The following is a 12,500-nucleotide window of genomic DNA, read 5'->3' as shown; positions in this document are numbered from 1 at the left end:
GGCGGCAATTTCACGGAGACCTTTCTCAGCCTCCCATTTTGAACCCGCATAGGCACCATGAGGCTGCGCCTCATCATCAGCACGATACGCGGCGACGCCCCCCTCTCCCATCACCTTGACCGTACTCAGGAACACAAACCGCCCGACACCCCGTTCAGCACACTGACGGGCAAGATGGAGCGTCCCTTCAGTATTCACCTCCCGATATTCAGCACGTGCGCGATCATCTTCAGCCTGCATCTCGTGCACCTTTGCCGCCAGATGCACGACGGCGTCGACACCGCAATTCAACACGGGAGCCCAGTTCGTAGCGGAGCCAATTGCACCGACGGGCACCTGTCCGGGCCCGGTCTGGCCTCGCACGGCACGGATGAGGGAATAACCGGATGCAGCAAGATGCTCACAAAGCCCCTTGCCAAGAAGACCATTGGCACCCGTAACCAAGATGTTCGCTTGCTTATGCATAGGGAACTGTAGGCAATCGCCCGAAATGCTTCCGAAAATACCGCGCCAGACTGCCAGCATGCAACTGCATATGCCTCAATTCCCGCCGGCTTGCCCTGCGCGCATCATGAACGACAGCAACCGAAGGACTCACAGCAATCTTCAGCCCCGCACGCCAGAGACGAACACAGATATCAACATCTTCATAATACAAATAGAATCGCTCATCAAAACCGCCTAACGTCTTGAAGTCCTCTGCACGAAACAACAGAAACATCCCCGCAACCCACTCGGGAAACAGCACGGCATCATTTTTCCGGACATGATACCGCCCATCTTCACCGCCAAGAGCCTTCGAGACGAGAGAACGCACCGTAGGGAAACGCCTGACGCTATCCTCAACCGAACCATCGGCAGAAACAACCAAGGGAGCACCCAGCGAAGCGCCGTGCGCTTCCATTACACTCAAAAGCGAAGGGAACGGGTCCTCAAGAAGACGGATGTCGGGGTTGAGAACACAAAAATACGGCTGGTCGCAATACCTAAACGCCCTGTTGTGGTTCTGTGCAAAGCCCATGGGCTCGTCATTTACGATCAGGGTGATTCTCTCATCGTCCGGCAGAGCAAGCTCTTCGGGAACATTGCGCGTAACGATAACCCGCAAGACCAAAGGGCACTGGAGGAGCGCTTCGACAACTCCTCCGACCATGTCGCCATGACCATGGCTAACAACAGAAACCGCTATCATCACAAACTCCCAACTACTTCATATACCGAAGCACACGATTTCGGACAAAAGAAAAACCACGAAGAAAATCCCCGTCCATCAACCGCCCAATCAATGTAATGGCAGCCGCCCATATCAATGCTGGCCAATGCGGCCAGAACAGCGCCGGTTTAGCCCATACCAGAAACAAAAGTCGATGTCCGAACCGCTCAGAGAAATTCTTTTGAGCCTCCTGTACCCCGGATTCGCTCAAGCGAAGCCGAAACAAGTAAAACGGCAAGTAGGATAGCAGCAACCGCCGTTCGATACGACGGACATCCTGCGCATCGATTCCTCTGGCAACGAAGCCGTCCAAAATCCCCAGCAAATTGGACACAAAAACCCTTGAATGATCATAACCTCCGCTGTTATTGCGCTTAACTGCAATCTCATATTTATCGACATAAAGATTCTGCGCTGCCCTGACAGAGGCCATCACACTCAAATGCACTTGAACCAGGTTCTCTCCGCAAAAGCTTCGCGCGTCGACATCGCCCAACAGCGACTTGTTGATCACAGAAGCTGATATCAGGGTCATAAAATGCGCTATCCTTGCCAAATACCTGCCAGGATGATTGTATGTATGCGACCGGCCTCTGATAGTTGGCATCTCTGCCCTGAAATCCAGCTCGAAGCCATACGCCCGAAGGCAAACCAAGCCATAGTCTGATCCTTGCAGGTGCCCAAGCAGGCGACCTAACGCACCATCGACAAGGAGGTCGTCATCTCCCATAATCAGCACATATCGCCCTGTTGCCTCGTTAAAACACTGCGCAATATTCGCATCAGAACCAATGTTGGTTGCATTACGAAGAGAGCGCAACTGAAGCCCGGAAGCCATGGCCTGCTCTACGACACGTGCCGTCTGATCATCACTTGCATTATCAGAAACAATTAGCTCCACAACACCTGGTCGAACTGTCGCAAGTTCAGCCTTGAGTTGTTCAAGGAGTACGCTTAAATATTGGGCCCTGTTAAAAGTAGGTATTGATATTGTCAGCAGGGGCACATCAACCATAACTATGCATCTTTACATCGATCATGATGAACCCGCCTCAGGACTAATAAAGTCAATGGCAGATAAACCAAAGCATTCACCAAGAGAATAACCAAAACGTTTCCCATGCTCCCCCAGAATGATGCTGCCATAACTGAAAGGGACATAGTAAGGCCTGCCGCTATCAAAGACGTTCTCACGAGGGGGTCAACAAGATGAGAACGAATGTAGATTCCAAGAACCGTAGCCAGATGGTAAAAGCCTACTGCAACAAGCAACAGAGCTACTTGAGGCAACGGTAATAATCGCGAACCAATCAAGCTTTGGTTTAAAATCAAAGCCAAACCAAATACACATAGAGCCCCTAACCCATACATAGCAAAAGACACCTGCCAGACTTGCGTAAACAGCCTTTTTAAGCCCTGCCAATCCGACCGAGCCACACAGGCAACTAGACCCGGAACCTTGGACACCGGATAAGCCAGAGAAACAACTGAAAGGGTATTGATGACCGTCATCGTCACTCCCATTTTGCCTGCAGCGACCGCGCCTTGCATCTTATACAGTATCGGAACATGAACAAACACCTGTGCATAGCCCGAGAGCCACCCCGCAGCCCCCCGCCATTGCAACGGCCAGACAGTCTGCCGCCACTCGCCATTCTGCAATGCTGGAGCTTTGTATACCTGAAGCAGAAGCCCACGTCGCTTCACCAACAACCAAACAGAAACACAAAAAACAGCAGAAAGCGGCATCATAGATGCAGCCCAAATCGATCCCCCTGACAACAGAATCGACCAGGCAAGAAGAGAGCCCGTTACAACCCCAACCAAACGTATCCCATAAACCTCTGCGATATGGCCTGCTCCTTCCAGAGAAGACAACAACGGCTGCAAAGGCATCTGCATACCAGTAGCCAGAACAAGGAGACCCCAAGGAGCCAGCCAGAAAGAATAGTCCAGAGAAGGATCTGAACGAAGAAAAAAGAAACCGGCAGGGAATGACAATAAGAATAGCATGCCAACTACGACATACCACCCAACACCATATTTTATCAGTGCGAGAAAACTCGCAGGGTTACTAGCACCACCCACAACACAACCATTACGCCATAATACACCATCGGAACGGGCTGCGCATAATTGGACCAGCACAGAAGATAGGCCCATATCCAAAAACATGTATAAACCGGCCAGGTTTACCATGGTCTGATACAGGCCAATTTCACCAGGCGTTAATAGAGCGACATAAAGCGCCACGCTAATCACGCCAAATACCGCCTGCCCTCCCCTGTATAATAAGACGATAAGACTATTCAATTGACATCTACAAACTGAATTCAGATATATCGTTCTCGCCGGGAGGATCGGGCAAGATCATAATCGAGAACACCTTAACCATTATTCAGTAACCGCCAACCGCTTCCACCCTTACGAAAGAAACCAAATATAATATCAGAAAAGAGAAACATTGCATATATCACAACAAACACAAGGATTATCGCCTGAAACAAGCCATTAAAAATCTTTACCTCATAGAGATAACCAGGATCACCGTAGACTTTTGGCCGATGCATAATTGCACCACCCGAATCAGTAATACGGAACTGATAATTATTCGCCGTGGGGAGCCATTTATCATATGAATGAACTGATTCTTCATACTGAGTATTGGCGAGGCAGATCGCCTCACTTGCAATACCTGAAGTGAGATCCTTTACCGCCTTACCCTGGGTACCTTTAAGAGTAACATAAACGCCATCGCCTCCTAGCGGCTCTACACGCAGACTATATTTTGTCCATAGATCACGTACAGATATACGTCCCTCATAACCCGCACGCTCAATTACGCCGGACAAAAATGAGGGCATGGAAATAATTTTATATATATATCCCGCAGGGATCGGATAACCACCGGCAACCTCACCAGTACGAATGACAAAAGATGCCTGATACCTAATCGGCTGATAGTGATACACCACCAAACCAAGAAACACAGCGATCACAGCCGAATAAAGCGCACGGCGAATATACTTCATAACTCAACAAAAGTTTGATTTAATTGGTTTTTTTTATAGACCTCGACAGTAACGAGCAATAACAGAAAATAATTCAAGACTGGGCGAATAAGAGCACCAGCGCCCAAAGTCCAATCAATGCCTACTGTACGACCACACAAGTAACTATACTGCTCACCGATATAAGAATGCGCAAGTGGAATAATATCCACTGGAGACACAAGGAACAACAAGAGAAGTAAATATATTCGCGCATATCTCAGCCGACCGAACACAGCAATCAACGGGAAATATAATATCAACGAATACCCGCCAGTAGTATAGCTAAGGTTAGTTATCACAACAACCAGCACAACCAGCATTAAATCATCACCACAATAATCCTTATATAAATAAAGGGCTAACAATGCGGCCACAACTCCACCAAGGCTCATAAGCCCAACAACTCCACCAAAAAGATCAGCCCAACCGCCATACAATAAGTAATACTGTGAACCTATAACAGACGGATGACCCAGAACATATTTATAGGCCGACAAACTAGCTGGCAATGACAACACCTCTCTAATTGAAAACAGATCACTTGACGACCCAAAAGAAAACAAATTAGGTATCACTTGCCAATAATATGGGTCCAGAATTGTTCCGCTAACAACAAACAAGGCCAAACTATAATAAACAGATATGACAAACAACCGCATATTACCCCGATAAACAAGCGGAATAAACAAGAGGATAAAATATGGCTTAAGATTCACCAAAACAGCAACAGAAAATGCTCGCCACGCATCTTTTCGCACTAAATACAACGCCAAGAACACTGGCGCCAGCACGATTAAATTCCCACGCTCCAATGCAAAAAGAGCAGGTGTAGAGATTATACTTATAAAGTACACTGCCACCATTTGACTAAAACCATACTCTTTTCGCTCTAAATACAGCCAAGCCAGTGGGGATATTAAGAATACCATAAAATACAGATAAAATACAGGGGCCGAAGCATCACGCATCACCATACTAGAATTACCACTTGGTATAACGCCTGTAACCCAGTAAAAGCACTTTACCACAAGAAAACTTAATGCCGGATATACAGCTCCCCAACTCAAATATCGGTCATCTTTGTATGCCCAATACGACACGTTAAAGAAGTCCATAAATGTATCACGCTTATCATAGAGAAAAGGCGCCGGCAGATAACCGAAAAACAATAAATACCCAAGATAATACAATAGCCCTATTACGCTCATAATTAGTGCTACTCGCAAAACAGCTTCTCGCTTCATTCTACAGATACTCATATAAACAAAACCCATTATATTCTATGCATTAAGGGAACCTCGATTAACCGTTTTATGGGCATTTCTATAATGTCTGAGATGCGATAAATTAAGATTTGCTAAAGAATTCATACCATCGCCCCGCGGCACTCAATCGCTGCTCGGGGAGATGACCACACGAACGAATTTCTGATTACGTCAAGCTCAATAAGGAGCCATTCGAACAGGCGCAAAAAAAAGAAGGGCGAGCAGCCGGTCCAGGTTCAGTGCCCTTAACACATAGGGGCTGGCACATGATTCGGCGGTATCGAGGTGTAAGGTTTTTAGGGATTTTTCAGGCTTTTCCTTGCATTCAAGATACGAAAAAATACCACTTAATTCATTGCCATGAATACGTTTAACTATTATTCAGCAAGCCCTATCTAGGGAAGCTAAGTTTGTTTTGCGTATAGCCCCTTAATCGGGGAGTACGAGGGGCCAAAGCCTCATCACTTGAACTGCTTAGCTACGACACACTTAATCGAGGCACACATCAGTTTTCAATCGAAATTGATACGTTCCTGTTCATAGACCCGGGGTCTTGCCAATATCTGGGTGTATATCGCGCCGACATACTCTCCGAGAATACCGATGAAGAATAGGAGAACGCCGAAAAGGAAGAAATTACCGATCAGCATCGGCGCAATACCCGCCTGGAAAGTGTTCCAGAACAGAATTTTGCCGACCAGGAAACCGAGCCCCGACAGCAAGCTCGCCAACGAGAGGATAAAGCCGAAAAAGGTCGCGATCCGCAACGGAACCTTTGAATTGCTGATGATGCCGAGGATACCCATATCGTAGAGGGTGAAAAAATTGTTTTTCGTTATCCCCCGATTCCGTCTCGGCTGGGTATAGTTCACCGTCGCCACCTTGAAGCCAAGCTCTGAAATGATCCCCCTGAAAAACGGGTAGGGATCGTTAATTTCCCGAAGAATCCTGATGATTTTCCTATCATAGAGTCCGAAGCCGGTAAAATTCTCGAAAATGTTGACGTCGGACAGTTGCTTCAGAATCCTGTAGTACAAAATCCTCACCGTGTAAATGATCCGGTTTTCGAGGCTTTGGTTTTTCACCGCGACGACGATGTCGTTCCCCGCCTCCCATTTCCTGACGAAATCGACGATCATCTCCGGCGGGTCCTGAAGGTCTGCGACGATGGAGATGACCGCATCCCCGTCGGCCTGGATGAGGCCGTGATACGGGGATCGGATGTGGCCGAAGTTCTGCGAATTGACAATCACCTTGATGTTTCGGTCTTTTTTCGCGATTTCCTTCAGAATATCAACAGTCCTATCCTGAGACGAATTGTCGATAAACAAGTGCTCGTACGTATAGTCGCTCAACTGTTTCCGAAAGACCTCCCGGACCTGCGTGTACACCTCTTCGATATTCTCTTCCTCGTTATAGCACGCAGTAACGATGCTTATTCGTTTCATGGCTCGCTTTTTTGGTAAACAGAGATGAATGTTCCGTACTCCTTAGACCCATGTTGTCCGAGACAGGACAACCCACCATGATGCACTATACCCCCTTCTTTTGATCATCGGTGCTTGAACGTGAATTTCTTGTGACTGAAATACGATACCAGCACGATCACAACCACTGATATGGCCTGCCCCAGATACAGATCTATCGAGGTAAAGCGCTTCAGGCCGAACAGGATGAGCATATTTCCAAGGTAGGCATAAACATACACCACCGAAAATTTCAGGTAACCCTTGATCAGATCGCCTTTCGACCTAAAGACCAAGTACTTGTAGAGCAGATAGGCGCTGATGGTACTCACGACATAACTCATCAACAGGATGATGTTATAATCCATGCTTTTCGACAGCAGGTAGTACAATCCGGCAAAGAGCCCGTAACCGAATGCCGTATTCCACATTCCGACAATCAGATACATAATCTTTTCCCTATGCCTAACCACCATTTCTCTCATAGGAACCTCGATTAACTGAATTTTGAGATATCATTCCGGCCGGGTATGCCGGCAAGAACATATTCGATCCTAAAAAACACTGGAGGTGCTACATTATTATCCTGAAAGTCGGATAAAGCGCGCACGGTAACGGAAAATGATCACCATATGAGCACGATTTCCTGCTAAATCGTGCTTTTTTCTTGCTTCTTTGCGTGTACGACAAAAAGGAGAAAAGTCCATGTCTAAGCCAGTAACCGGAAAAACTCACGTCGGAGAGCGCCGTGAACGGCGCCCAAATGGCGATATTTACATCTACGAGCGCGTTACGGCCTATGACGAGAAGGCCAGAAGGACGTATACCGTCAGTCAGAAACTCCAGGGGAAAATCAAGGCAGGAACACAGGAGATGCTTCCCACACGGCCGAAAAAACGCAAGGGTGAGGATGCGATGGCCTCTGCGGTGCGCAGGCACAGCGGACTCACCGATATTCTGGCGTGGGTCGGCAAAGCCTCATGCATTGACGATGACGTGCGATCTTCGTTCAGCGAGGGCGATGCGGCAAAGATCCTTTCCATTGCACGCTACTGGATTGGTTCCGGTGGGAACACCCTGCCCCGCCTTGAGGGCTGGCAGGTGATGCACCCCCTTCCATACAGCGAAGCCATCACCGAAGACGTTTACGGCGACCTGTTCAAACGGGTCGGGTGCGATGAGGACGGCGTGCAGCGCTACTTCTCCTGCCGGTCGGATCGTCTGGGAACAGCTCCGGTGCTGGCGTTCGATTCGACCACGATATCGACCTATTCCCTGAACCAGTCGGACGCGCGACGAGGGTTCAACAAGGACGGTGACGGGCTGAACACCATCAAGCTGCTGACACTGTATTCCGTAAAGGACCGCGAGCCCTTGGCATTCGCCAAGCAACCAGGCAATGTCCCCGACGTCATCTCCATCGAGAACACCCTGAAGCAGCTCAAGTGCTTTTCACTTGAGCGCCCCTTGATTGTCACCGACAACGGCTACTACAGCGAGGAGAACATGATGAAATTCTCTTTGCGCAACATGAAGTTCCTGACGCTCGCCGACTCGAACGTCACCTGGGTTCGTCAGGCAATAGATGCGCTGCGGGAGCAACTGGCGGGCATGTCCAGCACCTGTCCGTTCGATCCGTCGGTGAGCGGCGCCACACTCTTGAGAACGCACGAGTTCGGTCGGGTGCGCCAGCGCTCGCGTAACGGCAAGCATAGCGGAGAAGAAGAGACGTTCGCTCGCCGCCTGTATGTCCATGTCTTTTATTCCCCCGACAACGACACCAAGAAGCAGCTCGCATTCCGCAAGGATCTGCTTGAGCTGAAGGCTCAAGTGGAGGAAGGTGTGGCGGAGTTTACGATACCTGCCCAACGGAAAATCGAGAGGTACCTGATCAGTTCGAAAAAGGGGCGGGGCGGACAGTTGAAGGTCAGCTTCAACGACAAAGCCATACTCGAAGCAAAGCGATACTTCGGCTATTTCGCGCTTGTCAGCAATCAGGCGATGGACACCTTCACGGCACTGGAGGATTACCGGCGGCGCGAAAAGATAGAGGAGCTTTTTGCCGTGCAGAAGGGTGGCCTTGACGGAGCAAGGCCACGCACATGGTATCCCGACAACTTGCGGGGACGGCAGTTTGCGCAGTTTGTCTCCTTGGGGTATCATTGCTTCCTGACGAAGAAGATCAAGGAAATGCGCCAAGGGCTTGGCAAGAGCGGAAACGGAAAGACCAAGGCGCTTCTCTCGCTCGAAAAGAAGCTGGACAAATGGCTTGAGCAGCGTTCACTTGCACAGATTCTGGATTGGTTCGACTGCATTGAGACAACGCACGTGCAGACTGCTATGGGCAGCTACCGCTGGTCTACCGAGTCAGTCGCCAGAGACAGGCTGTTCCTGGAGTATCTGGGCGTGACGTCCTGACTTCGTGTACGCATTATCCTACTTTTAGGTTATTATGGACACTCAAAGAAGCCATATATTCCTCAAAAACAGGAGATATGAATTATGGCACAGCAAACACCCCGTCGTCAGTACGACAAGCAGTTTAAAATGGATGCCGTCGAACTGACCCTCAAGGGCGACAGGACTGCGAAGGAAGTCGCCGATGATCTCGGGATCAATCCATACGTTCTTTACCGGTGGCGGAGCAAGTACCTGACCGAGAAGGACAGCGCTTTTCCCGGGACAGGTAACCCGAAGGATTCTGAGACTGAAAAGCTCCGTAAGCTTGAGCGGGAATTGAAGATAGTAACGGAAGAACGAGAGATATTAAAAAAAGCACTCGCCGTGTTCTCAAGGTAAAATCATTGATTTATAGCTTTATCAATGAACACAAGAATGTCTTTGCTGTCAGGACGACGTGCCGGGTTCTTGACGTCACTTTCAGCGGGTATTATGCCTGGACACGGCGACCTAAAAGCTCCAGAACCGAAGAGAACGCGAGAATCATGACCGCTATCAAGGATATCCATAAAGAGAGCCACGAGACCTATGGGAGCCCCAGGATAGCGCTGGATTTGGGGAAGCGAGGCATCAAGTGCAGCCGGCCCCGGGTAGCCCGACTGATGCGGGAAATGGGCATCCGGGCAAGGTGCGCCAGAAAGTTCAAGGTGACGACGGACTCGAACCATAAGGAGCCCATAGCACCGAATTTCCTGGATCAGGACTTCTATCCGGATATGCCGTTTGAAGTCTGGACGAGCGATCTGACCTACTTGTGGACCGATAGCGGCTGGCAGTACCTCACAGTGGTCATGGAGCTCTTCAATCGGGAGATCATCGGGTATTCACTCAGCAGAAGCATGTCGACCGAAACCACTGTCATTCCTGCATTTGAGATGGCTGTACTGCATCGGCAACCACCGGAAGGAGTCCTCTTTCATTCCGATCGTGGCGTGCAATATGCCAGCAAATCCTTCAGGAAGAAACTCTCCGAGTACGGGATGATTCAAAGCATGAGCGGCAAGGGCAACTGTTACGATAATGCGGCAACAGAGTCGTTCTTCAAGACCCTGAAGTCCGAATGGATTTACGGCAGAAGGATCCGTAGCAAGGAAGAGCTGCAGAAGCTCCTGTTTGAGTATATCCACGTCTTTTATAACCGGAAGCGGATGCATTCGACCTTGGGATATCTTTCTCCAGTAGAGTATTTACGCAATTATTATCAATCGAGGTCTTTGGCTTCTTAAGCCGTCCATTTTTTCCTTGCAACTCCAAAGTCCTCAGGCTGACCCAAACGAGAGTGCCTGCCGGAGCAACGCACTGGAGCCTTCGATTGATGGCTAAGCATACCGGGATAACGATATGGCAGGTACAGCAAATCTGGCAGGGTGCCGGGCTTAAGCCCCACCGCCTGCAAACCTTCAAGTTCAGTAACGACCCGGAGTTTGCAGAAAAAGTTGTGGATGTGGTCGGTCTGTACATGAACCCTCCTGAAAACGCCATGGTCCTCAGTGTGGACGAAAAGACGCAGATTCAGGCACTTGACAGAACGCAACCCATGCTGCAACTCAGGCCTGGTCAGATTGCACGCAGAACCCATGACTACAAACGAAACGGCACCCGGAGTCTCTACGCAGCCTTCGATATCCTGACGGGAAAAGTCATCGGTCGGGTCACCAATAAGCACCGGGCAAAAGAGTTTCTTGATTTCCTTCGCCAGATTGATCGGTCAACACCAAAGGAATTGGACCTGCACATCATTCTCGACAACAGCTCAACGCATAAAACGGCAGACGTGACTGCCTGGCTGGACAAGCATCCTCGATTCAAGGTTCATTTTACGCCGACCAGTGCATCATGGCTCAACGCTGTTGAGGGATGGTTTTCGCAATTGGAAAGACGAGCACTCTATCGTGGGATCTTCAGTAGTGTCAAAGAACTGCGCGATGCGATTCATCGCTTTATCAGTGCTCACAATGAAATCCACGCCAAACCATTCATCTGGACGAAAACAGCCAATGCGATTCTGGACTCCGTTCAGCGCGCAAAAGACAGTCTGGCTGTAAAGCCAACCAACTAACCGGACGGAACACTAGTCCGCATGACTGGATGACGTGACCGCTTTGCTCCAGTCCCATTACAGGACCTTCAACGCTCATACCGGTCACTCCGTCCCTTGATGACGCATCGGTACTATCGGCCTCGCATTTTACGCTTGGGCCTTTCCCTTTACATCGCCATCGAAGGTTCCTGTAGTTCAATGCAAAAGCCCGAACCAGGATCACGCTGTCTTTATGCCGGGCACCGCTTGGCCAGTAAACAGGTTCCCGCCAAACTTTTCCTGAATCCGCAGAACCATTCAGTTTTGATGCCATCTTGCTCTTTCGACACGTTTACGACAGTTCACTGGTGTTCGTCTTCCTTGGTTCACACCTTACACCTTACGATGCCTTTTCCATAACGCTCACTACCAGTGCTTTTGACAAAGGCAGCTTATGGTGGTTTGCAACCTGCTCCTGCAAGCCGGTTGCGAGGGACCTACCCTCATCTCTTGCACTGCTTATCTACAGCGCACTTCTGCGAAGAGCCAACAAGTTTATCCTCAACAACACAATCCCATGCCGCATCATAATATTCCAATTCCGCAACAGGCCCATTAACATTCCTTAGATGAATCTCATACTCATATAGCATTTCACCGTCTTCTTTGTATTTTTTTCTAATTTACATATATCTTACTGATATTTGACTTGCTTGCAATCATCTATCTATTCTGCCGAATTCCAACACCAATCGCCTGGATCGATACCCGAAATTCATTTAGCAATGGATCTATGCTTAATTAAATCGATTATAATTAATGAACTTTTATTACCGTCGGACTTGAATCTTATCGATATAGCCGTCGCGCCTTACATCATACATATTCAAAGTGATTAGGGTTTGCTGAAGAATTCAAGCCATCGCCCAGCAGCACTTCATCGCCGCACGGGAAGATGACCACTTGAACAAATTTTGGATTACGTCAAGCTCCAAAAGGAGCCATTCAAACAGGCGCAAAAAA

The 12,500-nt window shown here is 48.9% G+C and carries 11 protein-coding genes and 1 pseudogene (1 of these 12 running past the window's edge); 4 read left to right on the top strand and 8 right to left on the bottom strand.

Annotated features, from left to right (window positions below; genetic code table 11):
• The 8 genes from E0L29_RS11090 to E0L29_RS11055 all read right to left on the bottom strand — a co-directional run.
• Positions 1-525: the 5' portion of an SDR family oxidoreductase gene (locus E0L29_RS11090; RefSeq protein ID WP_242664386.1), read on the bottom strand. The gene continues 504 nt to the left of window position 1, outside the view; the window shows 525 of its 1,029 coding nt (coding positions 1-525); it begins with the start codon at positions 523-525; its stop codon lies off the left edge, out of view.
• Positions 458-1,192 carry a glycosyltransferase family 2 protein gene (locus E0L29_RS11085; protein ID WP_131359062.1) on the bottom strand — a complete coding sequence of 245 codons (735 nt, stop codon included), beginning with the start codon at positions 1,190-1,192 and terminating at the stop codon, positions 458-460. The genes E0L29_RS11090 and E0L29_RS11085 overlap by 68 nt, the downstream gene beginning before the upstream one ends.
• Before the next feature lie 13 nt (positions 1,193-1,205).
• On the bottom strand, positions 1,206-2,228 hold the full coding sequence (locus E0L29_RS11080) for a glycosyltransferase (RefSeq protein WP_131359054.1): 1,023 nt from the start codon (positions 2,226-2,228) through the stop codon (positions 1,206-1,208).
• A gap of 2 nt (positions 2,229-2,230) precedes the next feature.
• Positions 2,231-3,526 carry a hypothetical protein gene (locus E0L29_RS11075; RefSeq protein ID WP_131359051.1) on the bottom strand — a complete coding sequence of 432 codons (1,296 nt, stop codon included), beginning with the start codon at positions 3,524-3,526 and terminating at the stop codon, positions 2,231-2,233.
• A gap of 74 nt (positions 3,527-3,600) precedes the next feature.
• The gene (locus tag E0L29_RS11070) at positions 3,601-4,245 is read right to left on the bottom strand and encodes a hypothetical protein (RefSeq protein WP_131359048.1); all 645 of its coding nucleotides are present in this window, start codon (positions 4,243-4,245) and stop codon (positions 3,601-3,603) included.
• Complete coding sequence (locus E0L29_RS11065; protein ID WP_131359045.1) at positions 4,242-5,510, bottom strand: hypothetical protein; 1,269 nt, start codon at positions 5,508-5,510, stop codon at positions 4,242-4,244. Before E0L29_RS11065 ends, E0L29_RS11070 begins: the two co-directional genes overlap by 4 nt.
• Positions 5,511-6,043: 533 nt before the next feature.
• Positions 6,044-6,979, bottom strand: coding sequence for a glycosyltransferase family 2 protein (locus E0L29_RS11060; protein WP_131359042.1), 936 nt, complete (start codon positions 6,977-6,979; stop codon positions 6,044-6,046).
• Between the two features lie 104 nt (positions 6,980-7,083).
• On the bottom strand, positions 7,084-7,482 hold the full coding sequence (locus tag E0L29_RS11055; RefSeq protein ID WP_131359039.1) for a GtrA family protein: 399 nt from the start codon (positions 7,480-7,482) through the stop codon (positions 7,084-7,086).
• A gap of 220 nt (positions 7,483-7,702) precedes the next feature.
• On the opposite strand from E0L29_RS11055, the gene E0L29_RS11050 reads away from it, so the two are divergent.
• From E0L29_RS11050 to E0L29_RS11035, 4 genes and pseudogenes are all read left to right on the top strand, one after another.
• The gene (locus E0L29_RS11050; RefSeq protein ID WP_131359037.1) at positions 7,703-9,415 is read left to right on the top strand and encodes a transposase; all 1,713 of its coding nucleotides are present in this window, start codon (positions 7,703-7,705) and stop codon (positions 9,413-9,415) included.
• 84 nt (positions 9,416-9,499) lie between these two features.
• Positions 9,500-9,796, top strand: coding sequence for a transposase (locus E0L29_RS11045; RefSeq protein ID WP_068866191.1), 297 nt, complete (start codon positions 9,500-9,502; stop codon positions 9,794-9,796).
• A 5-nt stretch (positions 9,797-9,801) separates the two neighbouring features.
• On the top strand, positions 9,802-10,683 hold the full coding sequence (locus E0L29_RS11040; RefSeq protein ID WP_242664385.1) for an IS3 family transposase: 882 nt from the start codon (positions 9,802-9,804) through the stop codon (positions 10,681-10,683).
• A gap of 26 nt (positions 10,684-10,709) precedes the next feature.
• Positions 10,710-11,516 (top strand): annotated as a pseudogene (locus E0L29_RS11035) (IS630 family transposase); the annotation flags it as partial.
• Between the last annotated feature and the right edge of the window lie 984 nt (positions 11,517-12,500).

It is taken from the genome of Chlorobium sp. N1, from assembly GCF_004332115.1.
In the GTDB taxonomy this organism is placed as follows: Bacteria; Bacteroidota; Chlorobiia; order Chlorobiales; family Chlorobiaceae; genus Chlorobium.
Note: the sequence above shows the minus strand (reverse complement) of the source record. Positions and strands in the feature narration are given on the sequence as shown.